The sequence below is a fragment of the Rhizobium sp. AQ_MP genome, from assembly GCF_014237835.1.
Taxonomy (GTDB): domain Bacteria; phylum Pseudomonadota; class Alphaproteobacteria; order Rhizobiales; family Rhizobiaceae; genus Allorhizobium.
This window is the reverse complement of record NZ_JACJVI010000017.1, coordinates 63,516-87,972: the sequence shown is the minus strand read 5'-3', so window position 1 is coordinate 87,972 and position 24,457 is coordinate 63,516. Positions and strand designations below refer to the sequence as shown.

At 59.7% G+C, this 24,457-nt stretch carries 21 protein-coding genes; 14 read left to right on the top strand and 7 right to left on the bottom strand.

Translation table 11 applies throughout. The features are described from left to right. Window positions 1-2: 2 nt before the first annotated feature. Genes H6M51_RS20240 through H6M51_RS20220 form a run of 5 tightly spaced genes read right to left on the bottom strand, consistent with a single transcriptional unit; the run spans window position 3 to window position 6,397 of the window. Window positions 3-2,141, bottom strand: a complete 2,139-nt coding sequence (locus tag H6M51_RS20240; RefSeq protein ID WP_185811609.1) for a beta-galactosidase — start codon at window positions 2,139-2,141, stop codon at window positions 3-5. Between the two features lie 17 nt (window positions 2,142-2,158). Beyond that, the gene (locus tag H6M51_RS20235) at window positions 2,159-3,295 is read right to left on the bottom strand and encodes an ABC transporter ATP-binding protein (protein ID WP_185811608.1); all 1,137 of its coding nucleotides are present in this window, start codon (window positions 3,293-3,295) and stop codon (window positions 2,159-2,161) included. A 47-nt stretch (window positions 3,296-3,342) separates the two neighbouring features. Beyond that, window positions 3,343-4,194 carry a carbohydrate ABC transporter permease gene (locus H6M51_RS20230; RefSeq protein ID WP_185811607.1) on the bottom strand — a complete coding sequence of 284 codons (852 nt, stop codon included), beginning with the start codon at window positions 4,192-4,194 and terminating at the stop codon, window positions 3,343-3,345. A gap of 4 nt (window positions 4,195-4,198) precedes the next feature. Next, on the bottom strand, window positions 4,199-5,080 hold the full coding sequence (locus H6M51_RS20225; RefSeq protein WP_185811606.1) for a carbohydrate ABC transporter permease: 882 nt from the start codon (window positions 5,078-5,080) through the stop codon (window positions 4,199-4,201). A gap of 54 nt (window positions 5,081-5,134) precedes the next feature. Next, window positions 5,135-6,397, bottom strand: coding sequence for an ABC transporter substrate-binding protein (locus tag H6M51_RS20220; RefSeq protein WP_185811605.1), 1,263 nt, complete (start codon window positions 6,395-6,397; stop codon window positions 5,135-5,137). A gap of 838 nt (window positions 6,398-7,235) precedes the next feature. Between H6M51_RS20220 and mbhE the strand changes: the two genes are divergently transcribed. From mbhE to H6M51_RS20165, 12 genes are all read left to right on the top strand, one after another. Next, on the top strand, window positions 7,236-9,554 hold the full coding sequence (mbhE, locus tag H6M51_RS20215) for a hydrogen gas-evolving membrane-bound hydrogenase subunit E (protein WP_348644546.1): 2,319 nt from the start codon (window positions 7,236-7,238) through the stop codon (window positions 9,552-9,554). Window positions 9,555-9,560: 6 nt separating this feature from the next. Continuing rightward, a complete protein-coding gene (locus tag H6M51_RS24510) occupies window positions 9,561-9,965 on the top strand; it encodes an MnhB domain-containing protein (RefSeq protein WP_210314884.1) in 405 nt (134 codons plus the stop codon). Continuing rightward, the gene (locus H6M51_RS20210) at window positions 9,962-10,348 is read left to right on the top strand and encodes an NADH-quinone oxidoreductase subunit K (protein WP_185811604.1); all 387 of its coding nucleotides are present in this window, start codon (window positions 9,962-9,964) and stop codon (window positions 10,346-10,348) included. Before H6M51_RS24510 ends, H6M51_RS20210 begins: the two co-directional genes overlap by 4 nt. Next, a complete protein-coding gene (locus tag H6M51_RS20205; RefSeq protein ID WP_185811603.1) occupies window positions 10,341-11,846 on the top strand; it encodes a Na+/H+ antiporter subunit D in 1,506 nt (501 codons plus the stop codon). The genes H6M51_RS20210 and H6M51_RS20205 overlap by 8 nt, the downstream gene beginning before the upstream one ends. Further along, window positions 11,843-12,178, top strand: a complete 336-nt coding sequence (locus H6M51_RS20200) for a Na+/H+ antiporter subunit E (protein WP_185811602.1) — start codon at window positions 11,843-11,845, stop codon at window positions 12,176-12,178. The genes H6M51_RS20205 and H6M51_RS20200 overlap by 4 nt, the downstream gene beginning before the upstream one ends. Continuing rightward, window positions 12,175-12,465: a monovalent cation/H+ antiporter complex subunit F gene (locus tag H6M51_RS20195; RefSeq protein WP_185811601.1), complete on the top strand. Its 291-nt coding sequence runs from the start codon at window positions 12,175-12,177 to the stop codon at window positions 12,463-12,465. The genes H6M51_RS20200 and H6M51_RS20195 overlap by 4 nt, the downstream gene beginning before the upstream one ends. Then, window positions 12,465-13,706, top strand: a complete 1,242-nt coding sequence (locus tag H6M51_RS20190; protein WP_185811600.1) for a monovalent cation/H(+) antiporter subunit G — start codon at window positions 12,465-12,467, stop codon at window positions 13,704-13,706. The genes H6M51_RS20195 and H6M51_RS20190 overlap by 1 nt, the downstream gene beginning before the upstream one ends. Before the next feature lie 58 nt (window positions 13,707-13,764). Continuing rightward, a complete protein-coding gene (locus H6M51_RS20185) occupies window positions 13,765-15,204 on the top strand; it encodes a sensor histidine kinase (protein WP_185811599.1) in 1,440 nt (479 codons plus the stop codon). Window position 15,205: 1 nt separating this feature from the next. Further along, window positions 15,206-16,546 carry a sigma-54 dependent transcriptional regulator gene (locus tag H6M51_RS20180; protein WP_185811598.1) on the top strand — a complete coding sequence of 447 codons (1,341 nt, stop codon included), beginning with the start codon at window positions 15,206-15,208 and terminating at the stop codon, window positions 16,544-16,546. A gap of 1,049 nt (window positions 16,547-17,595) precedes the next feature. Then, the gene (locus tag H6M51_RS20175) at window positions 17,596-17,904 is read left to right on the top strand and encodes a hypothetical protein (protein ID WP_185811597.1); all 309 of its coding nucleotides are present in this window, start codon (window positions 17,596-17,598) and stop codon (window positions 17,902-17,904) included. Window positions 17,905-18,287: 383 nt separating this feature from the next. After that, on the top strand, window positions 18,288-18,494 hold the full coding sequence (locus H6M51_RS20170; RefSeq protein WP_185811596.1) for an autotransporter outer membrane beta-barrel domain-containing protein: 207 nt from the start codon (window positions 18,288-18,290) through the stop codon (window positions 18,492-18,494). 12 nt (window positions 18,495-18,506) lie between these two features. Then, a complete protein-coding gene (locus H6M51_RS20165; protein WP_185811595.1) occupies window positions 18,507-18,962 on the top strand; it encodes a hypothetical protein in 456 nt (151 codons plus the stop codon). A 228-nt stretch (window positions 18,963-19,190) separates the two neighbouring features. Here the strand turns inward: H6M51_RS20165 and H6M51_RS24985 are convergent, their stop codons facing one another. Continuing rightward, the gene (locus H6M51_RS24985) at window positions 19,191-20,138 is read right to left on the bottom strand and encodes an AraC family transcriptional regulator (protein WP_185811594.1); all 948 of its coding nucleotides are present in this window, start codon (window positions 20,136-20,138) and stop codon (window positions 19,191-19,193) included. A 154-nt stretch (window positions 20,139-20,292) separates the two neighbouring features. After that, entirely contained in the window at window positions 20,293-21,597 is a 1,305-nt protein-coding gene (locus tag H6M51_RS20155) for an MFS transporter (protein WP_185811593.1), read from the bottom strand. A 1,039-nt stretch (window positions 21,598-22,636) separates the two neighbouring features. On the opposite strand from H6M51_RS20155, the gene kdpF reads away from it, so the two are divergent. Continuing rightward, window positions 22,637-22,723 (top strand): K(+)-transporting ATPase subunit F, encoded by an 87-nt coding sequence (kdpF, locus tag H6M51_RS25075; RefSeq protein ID WP_113377767.1) that lies wholly within the window; start codon window positions 22,637-22,639, stop codon window positions 22,721-22,723. A gap of 14 nt (window positions 22,724-22,737) precedes the next feature. Then, a complete protein-coding gene (gene kdpA / locus H6M51_RS20145) occupies window positions 22,738-24,447 on the top strand; it encodes a potassium-transporting ATPase subunit KdpA (RefSeq protein WP_185811592.1) in 1,710 nt (569 codons plus the stop codon). The last annotated feature ends 10 nt before the right edge of the window (window positions 24,448-24,457 follow it).

The following is a 24,457-nucleotide window of genomic DNA, read 5'->3' as shown; positions in this document are numbered from 1 at the left end:
TTTCAGCCGAGACTGATGACCAGGCAGCCATAGCCCTCAAGCGTTTCCTCATCCGCTACGGCCCGTCCCGAAAGTAAGTCGAAACCGGTCGGCAGGCCGCGAACCATAGCCTCAGTCTCTAGTGTGTTGAGGACGAACAGAAGCTTCTGGCTGCCGGAACTGCGCAGCGTGACCTCGACACCGGTTGGAAACGCGTCGAGCAGTGGGCTCACGCCGCGCGCTGCCAGGATGTTCTCGTCCAGAGCCTCGACCAGTTCCGGCGTGAGATAGGTTGCAACATAGACGACCTCTCCCTTGCCGACTTTGCGGCGCGTGATGGCCGCCTCGCCGTCGAGGAACCGGTTTGACCAGTGTGCCAGGATCTCAACGTCCGCTTCGGTCTCGATTTGCTCGTAGAGATGCTCGACGTCAATTTGCCGTCCGGCAAAGTTCAGGGTGTAGATCCGTTCTGCCGAAGACGGGGCTGCGCGGTTCGGATTGTCGTAGAGCCCTGCTGCAGGCGTCATTCGTTGGAACAGCCCGTCTCCGTTCTTCGCGGTCAAACGGCCGAATTCGACGACCTTGACGCCGCAAAGCTTCGCCAGTGCTCCACCGGGTGCCTGTTCGCGGATGATATGATTGTTGATATCGCGAGTCCCTGTCATCGCCCCGACGATCAGGGTGCCGCCCGCTTCGACGAAAGCTTCGAGCTTCGGGGTCCACTCCGGCTTCCACATGACCCAATGCGGCACATAGAAGACCTTGAGCCGCGATAGGTCATCTTCCGGATGAACGAAGCCGCAGGCAATGCCGCGCCGATAGCAGTGCGCATGCAGGAGTGTTGCGTCATCCTGGGGCGAGGGCAGGCCGATCGGATAGGTCTTGTGCGCCTCCTGATTGTCGAAATCGGCGCCGGCGATGCCAACGTCCATGTGCACGGAAGTCCCGAGCAGGCGATCCTTGATCTTATGGATGTCAGAGGCAAACTGTTTGGCTTCCTCGTAGCGTCGGCGCGGGACGTCATCGTGATCGATGATACCCATCCAGTAGATCTCGGCGCCAAAATGGGCCGGGCGCCAACGGAAAAACATCAGGCCATCGGCCCCGCGTGCCACCGAGGACAGGGCCATGCGCCGCATCTCGCCCGGCTCCGGATTCATCGTCGTGAAGGAGGGCTGGCTACCGAGGCCCGACGCCTGCTCGGGCACCAGGAAATTGCCGCTGTAGCTGCGGCAGAGATCCAGCTGCAGCGCCTGCGTCGCGGCATGGCCATTGGTCCGCCGGAACTCGTCGTAGAGCATCGGATAGATGTCAAAGCCGATGAAATCCAGATCCTGACCGAACTCTGCCCGGAAATCGATGTCGTGCAGGTTGCCGAGATTGTGGAAGATGAACCAGTCCGGATTGGCCGCGCGCAGGATCTCGACCTGGTCGCGCTGAAACGCAGCCGTCGCCCAGGCAAGGAAGCGGTGGTAGTCCTGCACGTGGCCAGGGCTGCTGAACGACGGTGCCATTGGGAAAGGCAGGACCACCTGGTCGAAATTGTCGTAGGCCGTGGCCCAGAAGTGGCCACCCCAGGCGAAGTTCAGGTCATCGATCGTCTGATAGCGATGTCTCAGATAATTGCGAAACGCGAGCGCGGCGGAGTCCGAGAAGGATTCCGAAACCGTCGTGTTCAGTTCATTGTCGGTCTGCCAGCCGATGACATGCGGGTTGTCCCTGTAGTGCTCGGCCATGGCTGCTGTGATCCGGCGGCTGTGCTGCCGCAGGACCGGGCTCGTGGTATCGCAATGCTGTCTCGAACCATGGCTTGCGCGCCGGCCGTTGCGATCCACGCGCAGCACTTCCGGATAGTTCATCGTCAGCCAGCGCGGCGGCGTAGCAGTCGGCGTGCATAGGATGGTCTTGATGCCAGCCTTGCCCAGCACCTCGATAGCGCGGTCGAAGAGATCGAAGTCAAACTTGCCCTCGAAGGGCTCCCAGATATGCCAGGCGAACTCGCCCATGCGCACAGCATTGAAACCGGCTTCCTTCATGCGGTCTGCATCGCGCTGCCAGTAGCTTTCGTCGACATGTTCGGGGTAGTGCGGGACGCCAAGCAGGAAGTCATCGAGATTGATCGGCCGCCAGGCGGAAAGTGGCGCGGGCTGAGTACGTTTCATGGGAATGCTCCTGGTATTCAAATGGCTTGCAGCGGCTTGGGTGCGGTGAGGGTCCGCCCATCCGGGCCGAACAGATAGACATCGGCGATCTCGAAGCCGATCGTGACGGCGGCATCGCTCGAAAACGGCACGATCTGTGGCACCTGCACGGTGACATTCTCCGTTCTGGTATCGGATCCGGAAGTCTTCAAGGGGGAGGCATTGGCATAAAACACGGTCTCCCGTCCAAGATGCTCGACGAGCCGGACGCGTGCCGGAACCGTCACGCTCGCCTTGCCATGTGTGACCAGCTTCTCCGGTCGAACGCCGAGCGTGATCTTGTCCCCCGCAGACAGAGCCTGGGCGTCAGCAATAACGAGGCTGACGGGCGGAAGACCTTCAATGGCTGTGGTAACCGTATGGCCCGAGATGTCCGCAACAGTGCCCTCGAAGAAGTTCATGCGGGGCGCACCGAGAAAGCCGGCAACGAAGAGGTTCTTCGGATTGCTGTAGAGCTCGAGCGGCGAGCCGACCTGCTCGATTTCGCCTTTGTTCAAGACGACGATTCGGGTTGCCATGGTCATTGCCTCGACCTGATCGTGGGTCACGTAGATCATGGTCGAGCCGAGTTGTGCATGCAGCGTTGAAAGCTCGACCCGCATCTGCGTGCGCAGCGCTGCATCGAGGTTGGACAACGGCTCATCGAAGAGAAAGACTTCAGGAGAGCGGGTAATCGCACGACCTATGGCAACGCGCTGCCTCTGGCCTCCCGAGAGTTGCCTTGGCCGTTTGTCGAGCTGCTCGGTGATCCTGAGGATCTCCGCAGCGCGCCTGACGGCCGCGTCGATTTCCGCCTGTGGGCGCTTTGCCATTCTCAGGCCAAACCCCATGTTTTCGGCGACCGTCATATGGGGATAGAGCGCGTAGGACTGGAAGACCATCGCGATGCCGCGATCACCCGGTTCTTCATGGGTCACGTCGCGCCCGCCGATCGAGAGCGTGCCCGACGTGACCGTTTCGAGGCCTGCGATCGTCTTGAGAAGCGTTGATTTTCCGCACCCGGATGGGCCGACCATGACGATGAACTCGCCCTTGTCGATGGTCAGATTGATATCCTTCAGAGCGTGAAATTGGGCATAGTGCTTCTGAAGGTTTTCGAGTTTGACGCTGCTCATTGGTCAGCCCCTTGCAAGTATGTCGATGAAAGGCCGGGCACAGTCGGTCATCCCTTGACCGCGCCCATGGTCAGGCCCGAGACGAAGTGCTTCTGCATCAGGAAGAACATCAGGACCGGTGGAATGGCGACGAAGATCGTGGCGGCAGAGACGATGTTCCACTGCGACACCCATTCGCCTTTGAGATTGGCAAGACCCGCAGTCACGGGCTTCACCGCATCGCTCTGGGTCAGCACGATTGCCCAGAAGTAGTCGTTCCAGATGAATGTGAAGGTGAGGATGGCAAGTGCTGCAAGGGCCGGCCGCACCAACGGCACCACGATATGGATGAGAATTTGCCATGGCGAGGCGCCCTCTGCACGGGCTGCCTGAAAGAGCTCCGCCGGCAGGGCCGCAATGAAATTGCGCATGAAGAGGGTGGCAAATCCCGTCTGGAAGGCGATGTGGAAGGCCATCAGTGCGAAGAAGGTGTCGTAAAGCCCAAGCGACACCATGAGGTCCCGGATCGGAATCATCATGATCTGTTGCGGCAGGAAATTCCCGCCGACAAAGAGCACGAAGATCACCATGGATCCGGGGAATGGATATCGCGACAGCACGAAGCCCGTCATGGTCGACAACACCAGCACCATGATGACCGAGGGCACCGTGATGATCAGGCTGTTGACGAAGTATTGCATCATCTTCGTCTGCTGGAAGACGGCGACATAGTTGTCGACGAGTTTGAACTCGGTTGGCCAGCCCCAGTAGTTGCCGGCCATGACATCTTCGAACGAGCGAAACGACGTCAGGATGATGGCGAAGAGGGGCAGCAGCCAAAGAACGAGGATGGCGCAGACCATCGTCATGTAAAGCGCGCGGGCACCGGAGTGTGTTTCGGCAATGGGGCGGGGATACATGGTGTTAAGTCCCTTTCTCGGCCTTGATCAGGCCCCGCAGGTACCAGGCGATGAACACCGCCATGATCAGGAACAGGACGGTTGCGATCGCCGCGCCGTAACCGAAGCGGTAGGAGAAGATCGACTGTTCATACATCTGATAGGCAAGGACCGTGGACGAACCGAACGGGCCGCCTGCCGTCATGACCGAAATCAGATCGAAGGATCGCAAGGCACCGACGAGCGTGATGGCGATCGCAATGAAGGCAACCTGCGTCAGTTGCGGCAGCACCACATGGCGCAGCATGTTCCATCCGCGCGCGCCATCGACGCGTCCGGCCCCGATCAGGTCTTCATCCAGATTGTTGAGGCCTGCGAGGAACAGAACCAGACAAAAAGCGATCTGCGGCCAAAGAGCAGCGATGATGACCGCGAAGGTCACGAGATGCTCGTCGGACAGAAGAGCAGGCGCCGTCGCGCCGAGCGCGTTGAAGATGATGGCGAGCAGACCGAACGTGGGATCGTAGAACCAGTTGAAGATGACGCCGACGGTCACGGCCGCAAGAACCAGCGGCATGAAGAACAACGACTTCGCCAGCCGCATCCCGGCGATCTTCTGATTGACGAGCAGCGCGATGGCAAGCCCCGCGGGAGGCGCTAGCAAGAACATCATGAGCCAGATCAGGTTGTTCTTCAGCGATGTGTAGAACTGCGGATCCTCGAGAAGCTCGATGTAGTTGCCAAGCCCGATCCATGTCTTCGGACCGATGCCATCCCACTCGAAAAACGAGATCAGGAAGGTTTCGATCGACGAAGCCACGATGATGACCAGGAACAGGAGCAGTCCCGGTGCGAGAAGGAGAGCAGGCGTCAGCCAGCTTCGGTGTCGTCGCCACCAAATTGTCATGGGTCTAATACCGGTGTTGGGGCGGGCGAACGCCGTTCGCCCGCGCTACAGAGTTCAGCCGTGGATGCGGGCGCGGGTGCGCTCGATCTGGGCAAGGATGCTGTCGCGCCGTTCCGGCCGGACCATGAACTCCTGAAGGCCCTTCAGACCGGCCTGGGCGAGATCCGGGTCGCTGTCGCGATCATAGAACTGCGCGGTCCCCTTGACGCTCTTCAACGCCTCGAGCGACATTTTGAGGATCGGATCGTCACCGATTTCGCAATCGCTGCGGGCCGGCACATTGCCCTCGGGCATCAGGTAGGCCGACAGGTTTTCCGGGCGGTAGAAGTAGGCAAGGAACTCGCGTGCCGCATCCTTGTTCTTGGCACCCGAGGGCATGTGGATCGAATCCACCGAGAAGTCCTCGTACTGCTCGAGCCCTGCCTTGATTTCGGGGAAGGGGGCAAACCGCACCTGAGACAGGTCTTCCGCCGGGAAGGCGTATTTGATGAAGTTGCCCAGATCCATCATGGCAGCCTTCTTCTGGACGAGTGCGGCTGCTGCCGGATCCCAGTTGAAGGAGGTATGATTGGGCGTGAAGAGGTCGGCCTTGATCAGCGCTTCCCAGCGATCAAAGATCTCCTTCAGCGAGCTGTCGGTATACTGGATCTTGCCGGCCATCAGATCCATGTGATGCTCGAGGCCGTTGATGCGCAGGTTCATGTGGTCGAACCAGCCGCCGCAGGGCCACTGATCCTTGGTGCCGATGCTCATGGGCACCAGGCCGGAAGCCTTGGATTTCTCAGCAAGCGTGAAGAAGTCATCGAAAGTCTTCGGCACCGTGAGGCCAAATTGGTCGAACGTGTCCTGGCGGTAGAACAGGCCCCAGAGAATGCCGCCGGTTGGCAGACCATACTGTTTGCCGTCGACGGTGACCGAACCCAGCGTATTGCCGATGACATCGGCATAGTTCTCTCGCGCCACCAGATCAGAAATGTCTTCGAACAGGCCGCGGGTAACGAAGGACCGCATGCGGCTGCCCGAGAACCAGAAGCAGATGTCCGGAGGGCTGGTGACGAGATAGTTGCGAATGGCGGTCTTGTGTGCCTCGTGGTCCATGTTGTTGACCGACACGCTCACGCCCGCTTCCTTGCCGAAAGCAGCCGCTATGGTTTCCAGCGCCTTGCGCTGGTCAACATTTCCACGGTTGGAGATGATGGTCAGTTCGCGGGTCTGGCCGATGGCCGGGGTTGAAAGGGCGGAGGCAGCAATGGCCGAGCCCGTGGTTGCCAGGAAGTGGCGCCGCGACATTTCGAAAGACTTGTTCGGAAATTTCATGATTTTGCTCCTCCGTCGGTTTTCCCGATGCCGACGGTCGCAAAAAGCCACATCGAATGGCCAGCGTCAAGAATTAATTTAATAAATAAAATAATTGGGCTGAGGTCCGCCATCGTGAGCTGCCGAGAACCGTTGACTGGGCCTCGCTTGCCGTGCCGAACCAGACTTCGATCTTCTATATGGGCGGGCGCATCCCGGCCAGATCGAGCAGCGTCTGAGGGACAACGGCATGAACTCCGACACGCCTGTCGTGGTGGTTTCCTCAGTCAGCCACCCGCTAGAGCGTTGCTGGGCAGGTCCCCTTGGGAGCCTGGCAGACGCCATGCGGACAATCGGCGTCGACGAACCTGTTCTGATCGGTGTCGGTGCAGTGTTCAGCCGGGCAGCCGAAGCCACTTTTCTTCACCACGATCCCCTCTCGCGGCAGAAGCGGTTTGCGTGCATTTGGCCAACGTGAGCGAACAGCGCTGAGCAGCAGGAGGCTGTTGCCTTCTGGTGGCGCCGGCGTTGGGTTCCAGGAGCCACCAGCCGGCTTTGCAGGGCCCGGTCGAGCTAATCGCTTTCCCCGTCATGCTCTGTTGTTTGGGCAATTGTCTCGGGAGGCAGATGGTTCCCCTCAACAGGTCCGGACGGCAGTGCGGAAATGGTTGAGCCGCTCTGTCGCAATTCGACACCTGCGAATGGAAAACGTGTTCGGAATTCCGGATTCCGGCGGGCCGCCGTTCGGATATCCGAACATGCGGAAAGTACCTCGCCGGGCAAGCTATTGATTTTAAGTGAACTTCAGACTGGCACGCCTCTTGCTGCCCCATAATGGACAACAAGAGGAACTCGTACCGTGAACTTTGAGTGGACCATACTAATCGCACTGGCCGGGGCCATCATCGCCAAACCGGCCTCGTCGCTGCTCGGGCGATACACCGGCTGGGTGGTGAGCCTCATACCTCTGTACATCTTCGCATCGCTTCTGACGCACCTCGCTCCAGTGGCAAACGGAGAGGCGTTAATCGCGCAGCTGGCCTGGGTGCCCTCGCTCGGCGTCGAACTCGCCTTCCGCCTGGACGGTTTCGCACTGCTGTTTGGCTTGCTGATCAGCGGTATCGGAACGCTGGTGGTGATCTATGCGGGGGCGTATTTCGCCGAAAAGCCGAGCGCCGAGATCGGGCGTTTCCTCAGTCTCATCATGCTGTTCATGACCGCGATGCTGGGAACCGTCCTGTCGGACAATCTCATTGTCATGTTCGTCTTCTGGGAACTGACGAGCCTCGCCTCCTTCCTGCTGATCGGCTTCGACGGTCACAAGGAAGCGGCTCGCAAGTCGGCGCTGCAGTCTTTGATCGTCACTGGCGGCGGCGGCCTCGCGCTGTTTGCCGGCATCCTTCTCATCGGCATGACGCTCGGCACCTTCTCGTTCACGGAAGTGCTCGCACGCTCGAACGAGCTGGTTGCCGGCAACTGGGCCATCCCGATCGCAGTCCTGATCATGATCGGCGCATTCACCAAGAGCGCGCAGTTCCCGTTCCACTTCTGGCTGCCCAATGCCATGGCCGCGCCGACGCCCGCCTCCGCCTATCTGCATTCGGCGACCATGGTGAAGCTCGGCGTCTTCCTGCTCGCGCGCTTCGACGGTGTGTTTGCCGGCATGCCGGGCTTCGGACACACGCTGGTGATTTTCGGGTCCTTGACCATGATCATTGCTGCTCTGCAGGCGCTTCGCGCCGAAGGCTTCAAGGCGGTTCTCGCCCAATCCACCGTCGCCTCGCTCGGCATTCTGGTGATGCTGATCGGCCTGACAGGCGAAGTCGCCGCAGTTGCCACCGTCGGCTTTATTCTCAGCCATGCGCTCTACAAGGCGGCACTCTTCTTCTGCGCCGGCACCGCCATCCATGCGACGGGGGAAACCCGGCTTCATAAGCTGGCGGGCCTCGCCCGCTTCCTGCCCGTCACCGCCGTTGCTGCCGTGCTTGCCAGCCTGTCGATGGCCGGCCTGCCGCCTTTCGTCGGCTTCATCTCGAAGGAATATCTGTTCGAAGCGCAGCTTGCCAATGACTGGAACATCCTGCCGATCGCGGCTGCGGTTCTCGTCAATGCCGTGATGGTCGGCGTGGCCGGCGTCGTGTCGATCCGTCCGTTCTACCTCAAGTCCGAGACTGGACGGGAGATCCATCATGGCGAGACATCAGGCCTTCTGGCAGGTCCATTGCTGCTCGCCGCCGGCGGCATTCTGATCGGCTTGATACCCGCACCCGCAGGACAGTGGCTCATTGGCCCGGCCGCGTCGGCACTCCTCGGTCAGCCGGTCGATGTTTCCTTCAAGCTCTGGCACGGCCTGACGCCGATGCTGGTCCTGTCAATGCTCGTTGTCGCCATCGGTGCCGTCATCATCGTTCAGTGGACCCGGATCCATAACGCGCTGCGCCGTTACGACAGGCTCTACGCCTTCCTCGGCGACCGCTTCTACCACAAGGCCCTCAACGGCGTTCTCGCAGCGGCGCGGCTGTCGACCAGGGTGCTCCAGAACGGCGATCAACATCGCTACACCACACTTGTGGTCCTCATGGTCACACTAGGCCTTGCGATCGCCTTCCTGGCGGCTCCGTCTGCCGAGTTCCTGGCCTCGGAGGGCCACATCCGCATCTCGGTCGCATTTGTCCTGATGCTGACAGTCGTCGGCGCGATTGCCACGATCATCGTCCGCTCGCTGATTGCGGGCCTCGTCTCCGTCGGCATCGTAGGCTTCGGCTCGGCCGTGATCTTCATGCTGAACGGCGCTCCGGACCTCGCTCTGACACAGATGGCGGTTGAAACGCTGATCGTGATCCTGATGACGGCCGTGCTTCTCAAGTTGCCCTCGCGACGCCGTCATTCGCGCACGCTTTCCGAGCGCCGGCGCGACGGCATGATCGCCGCAGGCTTCGCCGGGATGATGTTCATCGCGCTCGCCTCCATCGGCGTCACACCGATCGACCTGCGCCTTTCCGACTATTTCGGCGAGACCAGCTACCTCGAAGCCTATGGCCGCAACGTCGTGAACGTCATTCTCGTCGATTACCGCGCTATCGATACGCTCGGCGAGATCGTCGTCGTCGCCATTGCCACCATCGCCGCATGGGGACTGCTGCGCGGCTCCCTCAAACCCGCCCGCAACAAGGAGTGACCGATCATGTCCGTCATCTTTTCCACCATGTCCCGCCTGTTCTTCGTGCTTCTGCTGGGTGCGGCTGTCTTCATGCTGTTTCGCGGCCATAACGAGCCGGGCGGCGGCTTCATCGGTGGCCTGTTCGCGGCGCTTGCCTTTGCGCTTCTTGCGCTCTCCGACAGCGTGGCAAAGGCCCGCAAGGCCCTGATCGTTCACCCGGTCGGCCTGATTGGGGCCGGCCTCGTGCTCGCCTTCGTCAGCGGTATCCCCGGCCTTGTCTCGGATGGCTCGTTCCTGACGCATTGGTGGTTCGAGCTTGGCTCCACGCATCTCGGCACCGCCACCGCCTTCGATATCGGCGTCTTCATGGTCGTCATCGGCGGTGTGCTTTCCCTGGTCTTCCGTTTTTATGAAGGAGTAGAACAGTGAGCCTGATCTACGCATTTGCCGTCGCCGCCCAGATGGGTGCCGGCATCTACCTCCTCCTGTCACGCCATGTGATGCGCATCCTGTTCGGGGTGGTGCTGCTGTCGACGGCAGCGAACCTTCTGATCTTCATCGCGGGCGGTCTTCAGTTCACGGCCCCCCCGGTCATCCAGCAGGGATCGCAGACACTGGCCGAAGGAGCCGCAAATCCTCTGCCCCAGGCGCTCATCCTGACCGCGATCGTGATCGGATTCGCCCTCGTCTCGTTCGCAGCAGCCCTCGTGCTCAAGGCCTACTACACGATCGGCTCCGTCTTTACCGACGAGCATACCGATGCCGAAGCACTCGGCTCGCCCTTCGAAAAGGAGGCCATCCGCAATGGCTGACACACTTCTCCTGTGGCCCGTTGTCCTGCCGCTTGTCGGGGCGGCGCTGGCGGCCGCCTTTCACGCGCGGCCGGCGGTGCAGCGCATCGTCGCGCTCACCGTCATGATCATGACGCTCGGCGCGTCCTTCATGCTTGCCAACGCGGTCATGGTCGGCGGCATACTGACCAAGACCTTCGGCAGCTGGATGCCACCTTTCGGCGTCGTGTTCGTCGCGGATCGCTTCAGCGTCGCGATGGTGGTGATCTCAAGCCTCCTGGCGCTCTGCGCCCTGATCTTCTCCGTCGCTGACCTTCGCCAGCGTCAGGTTCGCTCGGGCTTCTACCCGCTGTTTCTCGGCTTGATGATCGGGGTGAACGGCGCATTTCTGACTGGCGACATCTTCAATCTCTATGTCTGGTTCGAAGTGATGCTGATCGCAACACTGGGCCTGATCACGCTGGACCGAACGCGCGCCCAGATCGACGGGGCGATCAAATATGCCGTCCTCAACCTCCTTTCCACGATCCTCTTCCTGATGGCGATTGGGTTGCTCTACGGCGCCACCGGTACCTTGAACATGGCAGATTTGGCCATGGTCCTGCCGCAGACCGAATCTTCGGCTGCGCTCACCCTGTCGGCGATGATGTTCCTGCTCGCCTTCGGCATCAAGGCAGGCTTCTTCCCGATGTTCTTCTGGCTTCCGGCCTCCTACCACACGGCATCGATCATCGTGTCGGCGGTGTTCGCAGGGCTTCTGACCAAGGTCGGGGTCTACGCCCTTTTCCGCGTCTTCACCCTGCTCTTCGAAATCGACAACGGGACCCTGAAGCCATTGATCGGCGTGTTTGCTGCGGGCACTATGCTGTTCGGCGTCTTCGGGGCGGCCGTGCAGTGGGATGTCCGCCGTATCCTGTCGTTTCACATCATCAGCCAGATCGGCTACATCATGCTGGGGCTGGCGATCGCCACCCCCCTCGCCATGGCTGGCGCGGTCTTCTACATCATCCACCACATCGTGGTGAAGGCGAACCTGTTCTTCATCGCAGGCGCCATCCACCGGGCGACCGGGTCCTTTGACCTTCGCAAGTCCGGTGGATTGATGAAGTCCTCGCCGTGGCTGGCGGTACTTTTCGCCATTCCGGCACTTTCCCTGGCCGGCATTCCGCCGCTTTCGGGCTTCTGGGCGAAGCTGATGGTGGTCGATGCTTCCTTCCAGGGAGATGAGGCGTGGCTTGCAGGCATCGCGCTCTTTGTCAGCCTCCTGACGATCTTCTCGATGAGCAAGATCTGGATTGAAGCTTTCTGGAAGGAGCCTGTCCGAAAAACCCGAATACGCCATGTGCCGGCTGCCATGATGGCGCCCATCGTGGTGCTCGGGGCCATCACACTGGCGATCGGCATCAACCCAGAACCTCTGGTCGCCTTTTCCAACCTCGCCGCCGATAGCATCGGGAATCAGGCTGATCTGATTGGTGCCATGATCGACCACCACGCAACAGCAGGAGTGACGCCATGACCCTCGTGAACCGTATCGGCAGATCCATGACACTGGGACTGGTCTTCATCAACGAACTCATTCGTTCGTCGATTGCCGTTGCCCGTCAGGTGCTTGGCGACAGCTCGCTTGTCAAGCCAGCGATCCTCGCCGTGCCGCTTGATCTGCGCAGCAGAGCCGGCGTTACGGCGCTTGCGAACTGCGTGAGCCTGACACCCGGCACCACCTCGCTGCATGTCAGCGAGGACCTGAGGACCCTCTATGTTCACGTTCTCAATGCGCCACAACCCGATGCGGTGGTGGCCAGCATCAAGAACACGTTCGAGACACGCATAAAGGAGATCGAAGGATGATTGCGCTCCTGGATGGGATCCTATCAACGTTTGCCGCCGTCATGATTGCGATTTTGATGGTACCCCTGCTTCTTGCCGCCGTCCGCATGGTCACTGGCCCCGGCTATGCCGACCGCTTCATTGCACTTGACATGCTGACCGGCATTGCAGTCGCCATAGCCGCCCTGACCATGATCGTCACCGGGCGACGCGAGTTCCTCGACGTCGCCTTCGGGATCGCGTTAATCGGTTTCCTCGCGACATGCTCGCTGTCTGCGCTTCTTGAAAAGAAAAAGGAGGACGCGTGATGCTCGCACTCCTGTCCATTCTGTTCAAACTTGCGGGCGTTGCGTTTCTCTGCATTGCCGCTCTCGGTGTCATCAAGCTTGCCGATCCGTTTCAGCGCATGCACGCGGCCACCAAAGCCGGCACGCTGGGTGCTGGCCTGGTGATTATCGGCAGTGTCATCGCCTATGGCGCGCTGGACGCGACTGTCATGGGTATCCTGACCGTCGTCTTCCTGCTGCTCACCGTGCCGGTCGCCGGCCATCTCCTCGGTCGAGCAGCCTATGTGTCGGGTGCGCAGTTGACTCTGTCGGGCGATGACGCCCTTTCCGGTGTGCTGACGCGTGCCGGCCAGTCGCTCGGCAAGCGGAGCGGCTGGGTTTCCGTGGCGCCGAAAACGCCTTTGAGCGAGAGGCAGGACCGAGCCCCTGAGCCAAGACCGACGCCGCGCATCGACATGCCGGTACTGCCGGCTCTCGAGACTGTACGATTCGCCATCATCGACGGACAGGTGGCACAAGTCGCGGAACGCGCTTTTTCGATCGCCAAGAGAACCGGCGCGAGCCTCTCGGCCTACACCCTTATTGACACGCGTGCGATCCATGCCACCGCCGACCAGGCGCGAATGCGTCGCTTGATCCGCGAGCGGGCGAGCGACGCCATCAGCGAGTTCAAATCGATCACGGCGGAGACGGACGTGGCTTCGATCCTGCACTATGATGAAGGCGATCCCGAAGCCATTCTCCGCTGCGAGACCCTACCAGGCCAAACTCTTCTGGTTCTGCCGTGTCAGGGCTGGTTCCATCATCAGGTCGAGGCACGCATGGACCGCACCACCTGGGATCCGGATGGTCTTCTGCGGCTGCCGAGCTGCCATGGCGGTCCGGTGCTATTCGTTGCCAAGACGCCATTGCTCGAGACGGCACGCACGCTGGTGGTGCGCGATTGTGGCGAAGATCATCTCGCCCCGCTCGTCGAATGGTCACTTCTCAATCATGTTTGGGAGGTAACGCAGATCGTGCATGTTGCAGACAAGCGGCTGAAGGATGCGGCACTGGCCGAGATCGCTGACCGTTTCGGTTGTGGCTACACGCATCATGCCGCGCCGGACAGTGTCTGCGCTATCCCGCCCGGGATCGTTGGCATACGTGCAGTGGTGCTGGGCCGCACACCACGGCCACTGCGGACGAACTGGTTCGGCGCGCCCTGGCTCGACCGAATCGCACCGGACATGACCGGTGACGTCCTGGTGATGGAACGATGAGGGCTCGCTTGGAATAATGTGCTGGCAGGCAAAGCGCGTGTTGGTCTAATCAATCTCAATGTCCCTGCTTTCGCGTCCCAAACTGCCTCTCTCCATCGCGCTGCCACTCTTCGTGGCAGTCGCAATGTTCCTGGTGGCCGTCGGCACGACACAGATCGGCATCATGGCTCTGCGATCGAGCAACGAGACGGGCCTGCGCGATCAGGCGCTGGTCTTTCTCGATGCCGTGGCGGGCAATATTGCCGCCGAGATCAAGGAGGCCGATGCGCAGCAATCCGTGCAGCGGACCCTTGCGGCTTCGCTCGAGTTTCGGACAGCGCTTCTCGAAGAAAGCATCGCGGCTCGCTGGACGGACCAGTCCGGTGAGACGATCACGGTGACGCTGGCCGAAAGCGATGGGGATCTGCTCGATGCTGCCTTGACAGAGGCGCAAGCCAGCGGCCCCGACGAAGCCAGCGCGCGCTTGGTCTCGGAGAGATCCGTTCTTCTGGTCGCGCGCAGTTATGGTATGGACGAGGGGCGTCTCTATCTCGCCGCGACCTTTGACACCCTGCCGCTTGAAGCGGCCACGGATGCTGCGTTCAGCGCGGCGCTCGGGATCGACATACTGGTGGCGATCATCGCGGCGGCTGCGGCTTATGTCGTCACGCGGCGCTCGCTCAAGCCACTCGATCAGTTTATCGACCGGCTGGCAGACCGTGGGGGCTCCTCGACGACCGGTGCCGACTGGCGACGCGGCAACGAATTGCGCCAACTGGAGGCGGCACTTGCCATGCGCGAGCAATCGGAGGCCCAAAGGGTCACCATCCTCGAGCAGATGGCGCAGCAGGAGCGCGACGGACTTCTGGCTCGTATGGCAGCCAGCATTGCCCACGAAGTGCGCAATCCGCTAGCCGGGCTGAAGAATGGCATCTCCACGCTCAAGCGCTTTGGCGAGCGAGAAGAGGTGCGGAAGGAGACGCTGGACTTTCTGGAGAACGGGCTCGACAGTATCGGCCGGGTGGTCGACGTCACACTGTCCACCTATCGCCGGCGGTCCGGAGCGCGAATGATCACGGCCCAGGACCTTCGCGACCTTGAGATCTTGATCGCTCCGGAAGCGGGCCGCGCTGGCGTCGGGCTCGACTGGAAGTTCGAGGAGCCGACGGAGTTCCGCGTCGACGTTGATGCCCTGCGCCAGATTCTGATCAATCTGATGCTGAATGCCGTCCGCGCATCGCCACCGGGATCCACCGTCACCGTTTCTCTCACACGCAAGGATGCCCAGACGGTTGTCCTCAGTGTCGCGGACGAGGGACCGGGTATGCCGCCGGAGATCGTCGCTGCCATGATTTCGGGCCGGGTCAACGACATCCCCGTGGAGCGCAGCATCGGTATCTGGATCGTCGCCTCGCTGGTCGAGCGGATTGGAGCTGATTTGGCGATCCGCAGCGACAGCAAGGGAACCAACGTCCAGCTGACGCTGGTTACGGCACAGCAGGGCGAAGCGGAGACATGACATGGTGACGGCAGGTCGCATACTGGTGGTCGAGGACGACGCGACGCTTGGTCATTCGCTGCAACAAAGACTTGTCCTGGAGGGCTTCAGCGTCAGATGGGCGCGTTCGGCTGCTGAAGCCGATGCAGCGCTCAAGGCGACAGCACCCGACATCATCCTGTCGGATATCCGGCTGCCGGATGGCGACGGCGAAACCGTCATGCGCCGGCATTTCGAACGTTTCGGCCTGATCCCGGTCATTTTCATGACAGCCTATGGCGACGTCGACCAGGCCGTTCGCCTGGTGCGGGACGGCGCGGTCGATTACGTCAGCAAACCCTTCGATCTCGATCAGCTCGTCGAGACCTTGCATGGCATCAGCCGCCGCAAGAGCACCGGCGCCCAGAGCGGGGCCGCATTTTCCGGCAGCACGGTCATGCGCCAGATCGGCGCGACACTGCTGCGTGCTGCGGAGATCGATCTGCCAGTTCTGATCCTCGGCGAGACCGGAACGGGCAAGGAAGTCGCGGCCCGCTATGTCCATGAGGGCGGCCCGCGCAAAAACCTGCCGTTCGTGCCGGTCAACTGCGGCGCATTGCCTGCAGACCTCGCGGACTCGTTGCTCTTCGGCCATGAACGCGGTTCCTTCACCGGCGCATCGGGCCTGCATCGCGGCTTCTTCGAGGAGGCGGACGAAGGCACGCTGTTTCTGGACGAGATAGGCGACCTGTCCCCTGTGTTGCAGGTGAAGCTGCTGCGTGTGCTGGAAACGCGGGAATTTCGACGCCTTGGGGGAAGCGAGACACGCAGATTTGGAGCCCGTCTCGTCTGCGCCACAAACAAGGATCTCGGCGCCATGGTGGCCGAGGGCGAGTTCCGCGAAGACCTGTGGTTTCGCATCAATGTCATCGCCTGCAAGCTTCCGCCGCTCAGAGACAGACGCGAGGAATTGCCGTCGCTGCTTGAGAGTCTTGCGTCTGCGGCAGCAGCGCGGCTCGGACAGGGTGGAATCATCATCGACCGAGCGGCTCATGAAGCGGCAATGCGCCACCGCTGGCCCGGCAACATCCGCGAACTGATCAATCGTGTTGAACGAGCCGTTGCCATGGGGGACGGCCATGTCTTGTCAGAGGCGGCGCTCTTCCCCGAGGGGCCGCTTCCAATGGACGCCGACCCCCACGGCGTACTTGACGTAAACGCTGCGCTGTCGGATGTCCGCGATGCCGCCGAACGGGCGCATATCAAAGCTGCCCTCGCGCACGCCAAAGGCTCAGCGAAAGACGCGGCCGAAAGTCTCAAAATCTCGCGCACAACACTCTGGGAGAAGATGCGTAGGCTGAAAATCGGGCCCGACGGCAGCTAGGTCCTGGTGTCTGGATCCCACGCCGCATCCTGCTCCGGCGCAGTCAAAATGCGAAGGCCGAGCTGATGGAAATTCGGCAAGCGGGGAAAAGCCCTTCTGGCAGTCTTTGCGCCTGTATTTGCCGAACAATAGAATAAGGCTTGGTGGACGGGTCGACCTGGAGGACATGATCCTGGGCGGCGCACTAGGTTGAGAAAGACCGATAGGTGAGCTCATGCCGCCATATCCTCGATCACGAATTTCAAGACACCGCTCAGAGCCAGGCCAGGTTGGTGAAGGCATTGAAGCCCTGCATTCGGACGCACGACTTTCGCCGCGGACGACGACTGGCAATCCATCTTCCGCTTCGCGGGATCTGATATTCACCTCATGCGGCAAGTCCGCGCTGAGTTCGGAGGCAGCTTCGATTGTGAGAGAGGAGTACACCGGTCGGTCAAGCTTGCGCGTTCCGTTCTCTTGATCAGATCGCCTGTCCAGTTCGATCGTATTGAAGAACCCCGCGCAGATATCCGGGCAAATCAATCCTGTCGGCACAACAACTGGGTCTGTGAGGAAGATCCGGATGGTGGCGAAGAATGAGGGTTACACGGTCCCCATCGAAACGCTTCGAGCGCTGCATGCTGACAGGACACCCGATCTCGCATGCCGCTCGGCGCACTTAGGCCTGGAGCACGCCCCATTCATAGCTCCATCCAATCATGGGCTTTGTTATCACATCCGTATGATCAGTTTCACATCGGGGCTGAGCGCGACTGTACCGCCGCCGGTTGTCGGGTTCCACATGGCGCTTCCACTCAGTCTCCAGACACCGCCTTGGAAAGCTCTCGGCCACGTCGCTCAACACCATTCTTGTAAAGGCTCTCAGGCTCTATCGGCGGCGACAAACGATCGTATGCTGCGTGAATTTCGCAACACTGCGAGTTATCTTCGCTCAGTGAAACGCAGTGATGATGCTTGAGATGCAGTGACTTCTGGTCCAGCTGCAATTGCTGCTAGCCAAGCCCAATTGGTGAAACAAGGGCTTTCAAGAAATGAAATGATCCGCTCTATTGTCTGCAGCTTTCGCCTCGCTGCTATTCCATAGTAACGCGAAAACAGACGACCGGTCCTTCGACAATTCGCGTGTTCCAAGCCTTAAGGAAATCAAGCCGCTACCGCGATCCGCTCTCGACGGACTTCAACCCAGTTTCTTCCACGATGTCATACTCTCCGTCGAAGGAAACTATAGCTATCTGGAGCACAGGGACGGACAGCCGGCCCGACTTCGGGCAGAGAGCAAGGGCGCCGATATCAGCCTTGCGACCGGTCTTGGCGGAGTTGGCTTCGCCGTCGTTCGGGGCAGCTTTTCCGCCTACTAAATAAAATCAAAGGTTGTAGAGTTTCCGTTGAACCTCGTCGCTGATGCCTATGCACGAGACAATGATGCCATACTCGGCTTCTACCCGCTGCCCTTCCTTCGCATGGGCGCGATAGGCGGAATTGGAAGCGGTGATGCCAGCTACGCCTTTGCTGCCAACCCTGGCGGCTCCGATAGCGACAGCACCGGCAAACGCCTCGGCGGCTTAATCGGAGGTGTCTACCCGGTCGGGCCCGTCTTGCTCTCCGCAGACCTCAGCTATCTCAAGATCTGGAACGTTCAGAGCTATGACCCGAGCAATAATCCGCCGAAAGCGTCATGGGATTCGGAACTCATGACGCTGACCCTGGGCGCTGACTATCAGGTCATGCCAGATCTGACCCTTTGGGGAAAGCCAGCTTCAATCACATCCTGTCTCAGACTGTCGCGCCGGCCGACACGCCAAACGACACCAACTGGATGGCCCTTGAACTTGGTGCGACCTATGCATTGTCTGACAAGATCGACCTGAAAGTCAGCGGCCTCACCTGGGCAGGCAACGACAAATTCAACTACAGCCGGATCTCGGCGGGCATGAACTACAGGTTTTGAGGGGAAGTCCAAATGTCTTACTGCAAAGCAACAAGCAAACCGGGGATGTATGACATGACACGGCAGTTTTCGAGACGGATCGTGCGGACTTCAGCGGCTCTTGCTTTCTGCATGCTTATGGCAGGCCTGCCCATCCCTGCACATGCGCAACAGGCCGGCTTAAATGCAGCTCTCAATGAAGCTACAGACGCGGTGCGCATCGCGCTGATCGAGGCGCGCCTTGAGGGTCTGGGAGATCTACGTGACGAGATAAGTCCCAGATTGATAATACTTGCTATGGGCAACGATGAAAGGCTGCGTCGATTCCTAGTCGACGATGAATATGCCGCATCAGTGGTTTTGAATATAAGGCAGCATAGATATCATCTGAATTTGTATATTAGTGGAAAATTGACGGAAGAAGAGCTTCGTATCATGAATAACAATTTGGGAATAATATTCCCATTCCTTCCTGGAATTGCCAGCTAGTAAATATCGTAAATTTTATTGAAAATTCAGTGAAGCAATTTATATTTAAAGTATTTTGGGTGTGACAATCTAACACTCGAAACTCCCGACAGGCCGATACGGGCCTGTCGGGAGTTTTTTTGCAGAGACGCATCTCTTCAGATCCGCAGTGCTCGCTGCGGATCTGGCAATCTTCAAAAGACTGACCGCAGAAGAGGCCACACCCTGAGGCGGTCTATCATGGCGCGATCAGATGATCGACACCTCATGCCGCCGCTCCGTGGGGGTCATACCGAAACGGCGCTTGAACTGGCGAGAAAAGTTCGCAGTGTCAAACAGCCCGCATTGTTCGGCAATGGACGTGATCGTCATAGACGGATCACACTGCTCGATCAGTTGTTTGGCCCGATCAAGCCGGACAGCGAGAATGGTCTCCGCCACCTTCAGATCGCGCGCGGCAAATGCGCGATAAAGCGTTGATCTAGAACACTTCAGCGCATGACAAAGACTATCGACGTCGAGGTTTACATCGGCATAATTGCGTTCGATATGGCGTAGTGCGGCCACGAAAATCAGCGGATCGCCCTCCTTCGTCACCGAACTTACGGTCCGGTCAATGAAGGCTTGGCGCGAGATTTGTCGTGCTTGGTCGATGAGAACGTTCCTCTCGCCGCCCGTTAGTGTCTCGTGGTTACGTGACAACAGACCCAGATTCTCTCGCAGAACCGGCATCAAGGGCGAGGTCTGAAGGCGCTGCTTCAGAATTGCAACCGGCGGGATATCTGGGCCAAGTACCTCTCTTAGCTCCGTGCGTCGGATCACCAGATAGATCGCCTTGTGACGCGTCAAAGACACTTCGCTTGGAACGCGCGCATCATAGACAAAAAGATCCCCGGCACTGGCGACGGCCTCAATTCCGTCTTGGCTGCGCGCCCGCCTCGTCCCTTGCAGGATGAAGCCCAGGCTGATGCTGTCCAGGCCGTCATGGTCTATGTGCTTCATCAAGCGCCTGCCGCTGACCTGATCGGACTGTGTGACGAAAAAGTCGGCAGCCTCGCAAGTTACTCCCTTGGCTGACGCCTGGAATCTGTGTTCGATCTGTTTGGATGGGGCATCGGCACAGAAATCGGTGAACGCGATTGAACGCCAATAGTCATAGGCCTGGGCTTGATGAACGCTGGAGGTCGAAATGGACACAGGCGTGGGCTCCGATGGAAATCCATGCAGATCAAGCTGCCATGGCCCAAGATCCGGTCTCCAGTTCCACGTCTCTTTCACGCTGAGGCACCTTTGAAATGAGGTCGTTTACCGATGAAATTTGCAGCTCATGCACTGTTTCAAAAAGTCATACTCACAAGCGGCGAATATTGATTGTTGATTGCAACGCATCAAGATGAACATTGAGCCAGGTGACTGATTTCCTCAGCGTGAATGCCCCGACAATCGCGGTCGTCATGGCGTTCAGCGTGAGAATATCGACTGCCCTTAAGCCAATGGCCGCCAGGCTCGTAATGACCAGGCCTGAAGCCACCAAAGCTATGCCGCTCAAGGTCTGGCTGACACCAATCAATCTGGATCGCTCTGCTTCCGGAGAAAGAAGCTGCACGAGAGTGGTCACTGGAACAACAAAAAAACCGGTCCCGGCTGAAATGACGAAGAGAGCGCTGAGCACCAGCGGAAAACTCTCCGATCTCACGCCGGTCCCGAGATACCAGATCCAGAGCGACGGTCCCGAGATGACCAAAAGGGTCAGGAACGGTGCTTTCTCCTTCGTATTTTGCCAATCAACGGCTTTGACAAGTGCTGCCCCCGCAACTGCACCAAGGCTCGTGACCGTGAGGAGCACGGCCACAGAACTCGGCGGCAAGCCCATAGATTGCTGCACATACACGGGCAAGAGGGTGGTTGTAATGGCTCCTTGAAACCAGAACCAGTTGGCCCCGAAGATTGGTGCCTTTGCACCCGGGACACTGAGAACCGTCCGCATGCCGCGTCTGAAATCAAGCAGAATTTCAAAAATCGATAGCGAGATTGAAGGTGCTCGGGCTTGAAGCTTCGGCAAAGCATGACTTGCAGTCCAGGCGACAGCGGCGGCTGCAATACCCAGTAGAGCCACCCATGTTTTCCCGGCTTCCGTCTGGCCCAGGAGACTGCCCATGATCATGCCGCCGAGAATGGACGTGATGAGCGTAGCCTTCATCGAAGCGTTGGCGGAAACGAGTGCGGCAGGCTGAACGAGTTCAGGCAATATGCTGTATCTGGCCGGGCCAAATAACGCATTCTCGAGGCCACACAACGCGAGACACACCAGGAGCAGCAGGAAGTTATCCCACCACAACGCCTGGGCCGACACCGCAAACAGCAGTAACTGGCCAAACTTGACCCGCCGAATGATCGAAGACTTGTCCCACCGGTCGGCCATTCGGCCAGCCGGCACGGAAGCAAAAAGCAAGGGGAACACCATCACGATGGTGCTCAGCCCAATGACGGTTTCGCCAGAGAGGCCTAGAAATGAGACATTGCCAAAGGCGACAAAGGTCAACAGCCAGAAACGCAATTGATTATGCGCAAACACGCTCAGCCCCTGCACGAGCAGCAAGGCTCTGAATGCGTTTTTCGAGTGACCGTAGGGGGCTTGATCGGTCGTTCCCGTCATCTTTTCTCTGTCCTGCCCAGATCGTCTCAAGCGACGTCGAGGTTGCTTATAGCCGGACAGGCGATGACGACAAGAACTCCCAGAGCGTTCCACGTCGTACACACCACTTTACATTGTCGAATTGAGCGCCAACAGATTCTCCGAGCAGCAGATTGGGCGAACTCTCGATCACCCCCTAACTCATCACTTGAGACGATCCGGTGATCAGGTCGCAGCGCGCGGCGCGCAGCGACGGTCAAGCTGTTCGAAAAGGCTCGGAAGGTGCGTGCCCGGTGACGAGAAACGGGCGACGACGCAGAAGGTCTGAACGCACTGGTGAGGAAGCGGATGCCACTGCCCACATCGCGCTATAGCGGATCTGTTGGGATTTCGGTGAAGGCTGCTACGGCTCAGCTTCGAACCTCGTCGTTTGCAGGACAACAAGGAGGCTCCAACAAGATCGGGAATGACCGAAGGTCACGCCATGCCGATTTCGGCTTGGGGCTCACCTTTGGGCATCACCTTTGGGCATCAGGTCGCCGATGACGCCAAAACGGGATCCGGCACGACGGAAAACGTGGAAATCAGGGCTTTTTTGGGGGGATTGGCTGGGGGTTGCATTCTCACATGATTTCAATGGTCTAGAAAAAAGCCTTTGATTTTCCTCTGTATTCCTGCCGTGAGCGACCGTGGATGCCTTTTTTTGTGCCCTGGCTTTGGGTCGACGTCAACATGGCGGGAGAGCGGCAATTATCTCCGCCCGAGAACGCCAAGCCGGAGGTAGCGGACAACTCGCGCGAACGGGATAGGGACTATTCCGTGCTCTGAGCACCAGCGGTGATGGATCTACAGCCAGCCCTGATGATGCATCCTTATCTTTTCTTTACGCCCCTCACACGTCTTCCCAATCGAAGCCTGACCCGAAGCGCCCTTAATCCTGTGTCGGTATCAACAGGAGAAACGGACATGTCCGACCTCATCTTCATCGCGCTTGGCGGTGGCACGCTTCTCGTGCTTGCCTTTTACGCCCGCGCGCTCGACCGGCTGTGAGGGCGCATAGATGCTTGAACCCCTCTTCGGCCTCTTCGTCGCCATCGCCCTTGGCATCTATCTTGTCGTGACGCTGCTGCGTCCCGAGCGTTTCTGATCGGGAGCAGATCCATGACACTTGTCGGATGGCTGCAGATCAGCCTCCTCTTCCTCGCCGTCCTCCTCGTCATCAAACCACTCGGCCTGTACATGGCGCGGGTGTTTTCCGGCGAACGGACTCTTTTGTCGCCCGTGCTTGGCCGCCTGGAACGCGACCTCTACCGTGTCGGCGGCATCAACCCCGAAAAGGAGCAGAGCTGGCTCGGCTATACGCTTGCCATGCTCGCCTTTTCGCTCGCCGGCTTTCTCGCTCTCTACGCCATGTTGCGGCTCCAGGCCTATCTGCCGCTGAACCCGCAAGGCTTTCCGGGCGTGCCATCTGATCTCGCCTTCAACACGGCCGTCTCTTTCGTCACCAATACCAACTGGCAGAACTATGCCGGTGAGACGACGATGAGCCATTTCTCCCAGATGGCCGGCCTCACCGTGCAGAACTTCCTGTCCGCCGCAACCGGCATGGCGCTGGCCGTTGCTGTTACCCGCGCTCTGGCCCGCTCCAAGGTCGCAACACTCGGCAATTTCTGGGTCGATATGACCAGGGCTACGCTCTACGTTCTGCTGCCGCTCGCCATCATCGTCGCCCTCGCCTTCGTCGCCATGGGCCTGCCCCAGACGCTCGACGCCTCGGTCACGGCCACGACGCTTGAAGGTGCCAGTCAGGTGATTTCGCTTGGCCCCGTCGCCTCCCAGGAAGCGATCAAGCAGCTCGGCACCAATGGCGGCGGCTTCTTCAACGTGAATGCCGCCCATCCTTTCGAAAATCCGACAGCCTGGTCGAACTACCTCAATATCTTCGCTATGCTCTCGATCTCGGCGTCACTCGTTTACACCTTCGGCCAGATGGTCGGAAACCGCCGGCAGGGCTGGGCGCTTATCTCGGCCATGGCTGTCCTGCTGATCGCAGGCGTGGTCGTCACCTACTGGGCCGAGGCCCAGGGCAATACTATCCTGACCGCGATCGGCGTCGATCCAGCACTCGGCAATATGGAAGGTAAGGAAGCCCGCTTCGGCCAGGCCATGACCGCGCTCTACGCAGCCGTTACGACGGGTCTCTCGGATGGTGGCGTCAACGGCATGCACGGCTCGTTCACAGGCCTGGGCGGCCTGGTGCCGATGTTCCTGATCCAGCTCGGCGAAGTGCTGCCAGGCGGCGTCGGCTCCGGTCTTTATGGAATGCTGGTCTTCGCAATTCTGTCCGTCTTCGTCGCCGGTCTGATGGTCGGCCGCACGCCGGAATTCCTCGGCAAGAAGATCGAGGGACGCGAGATGAAGTTCGCCATGCTCGCCGTGCTCATCCTGCCGCTGGTCATCCTCGGGTTCACATCAGTCTCGGCCTTGCTGCCCTTTGCTGTGGCAAGCATCGGCACGGCTGGCCCGCACGGCCTGTCGGAAATCCTCTATGCCTATACCTCGGCTGCCGGCAACAACGGCTCGGCCTTCGGCGGGCTCACAGGCAACACGCCCTGGTACAACACCACGCTCGGGATCGCCATGCTGCTCGGCCGCTTCGCCTATGTCGTGCCGGTCATGGCGATTGCCGGATCCCTCGCCGCCAAGGTGAAGTCGCCCGCTTCCGCCGGCACCTTCCCGACCGATGGCCCGCTCTTCGTCGGCCTGTTGATCGGCATCATCCTCATTCTCGGCGGCCTGCAATTCCTGCCCGCACTGGTGCTCGGCCCGATCGTCGAACACTTCGCCATGCTCGCTGGCCAGACCTTCTAAAGGACCCACC

What these genes read in the sequence shown, in the direction of transcription:
- H6M51_RS20230 (WP_185811607.1), bottom strand. Translation starts at nt 4,194, where the DNA reads ATGTATCCCCGCCCCATTGCCGAAACACACTCCGGTGCCCGCGCGCTT.
- H6M51_RS20235 (WP_185811608.1), bottom strand. Translation starts at nt 3,295, where the DNA reads ATGAGCAGCGTCAAACTCGAAAACCTTCAGAAGCACTATGCCCAATTT.
- H6M51_RS20165 (WP_185811595.1), top strand. Translation starts at nt 18,507, where the DNA reads ATGTCTTACTGCAAAGCAACAAGCAAACCGGGGATGTATGACATGACA.
- H6M51_RS20205 (WP_185811603.1), top strand. Translation starts at nt 10,341, where the DNA reads ATGGCTGACACACTTCTCCTGTGGCCCGTTGTCCTGCCGCTTGTCGGG.
- H6M51_RS24510 (WP_210314884.1), top strand. Translation starts at nt 9,561, where the DNA reads ATGTCCGTCATCTTTTCCACCATGTCCCGCCTGTTCTTCGTGCTTCTG.
- H6M51_RS20240 (WP_185811609.1), bottom strand. Translation starts at nt 2,141, where the DNA reads ATGAAACGTACTCAGCCCGCGCCACTTTCCGCCTGGCGGCCGATCAAT.
- kdpF (WP_113377767.1), top strand. Translation starts at nt 22,637, where the DNA reads ATGCTTGAACCCCTCTTCGGCCTCTTCGTCGCCATCGCCCTTGGCATC.
- H6M51_RS20195 (WP_185811601.1), top strand. Translation starts at nt 12,175, where the DNA reads ATGATTGCGCTCCTGGATGGGATCCTATCAACGTTTGCCGCCGTCATG.
- H6M51_RS20200 (WP_185811602.1), top strand. Translation starts at nt 11,843, where the DNA reads ATGACCCTCGTGAACCGTATCGGCAGATCCATGACACTGGGACTGGTC.
- H6M51_RS20155 (WP_185811593.1), bottom strand. Translation starts at nt 21,597, where the DNA reads ATGACGGGAACGACCGATCAAGCCCCCTACGGTCACTCGAAAAACGCA.
- H6M51_RS20185 (WP_185811599.1), top strand. Translation starts at nt 13,765, where the DNA reads ATGTCCCTGCTTTCGCGTCCCAAACTGCCTCTCTCCATCGCGCTGCCA.
- H6M51_RS20190 (WP_185811600.1), top strand. Translation starts at nt 12,465, where the DNA reads ATGCTCGCACTCCTGTCCATTCTGTTCAAACTTGCGGGCGTTGCGTTT.
- H6M51_RS20220 (WP_185811605.1), bottom strand. Translation starts at nt 6,397, where the DNA reads ATGAAATTTCCGAACAAGTCTTTCGAAATGTCGCGGCGCCACTTCCTG.
- H6M51_RS20225 (WP_185811606.1), bottom strand. Translation starts at nt 5,080, where the DNA reads ATGACAATTTGGTGGCGACGACACCGAAGCTGGCTGACGCCTGCTCTC.
- H6M51_RS20180 (WP_185811598.1), top strand. Translation starts at nt 15,206, where the DNA reads ATGGTGACGGCAGGTCGCATACTGGTGGTCGAGGACGACGCGACGCTT.
- kdpA (WP_185811592.1), top strand. Translation starts at nt 22,738, where the DNA reads ATGACACTTGTCGGATGGCTGCAGATCAGCCTCCTCTTCCTCGCCGTC.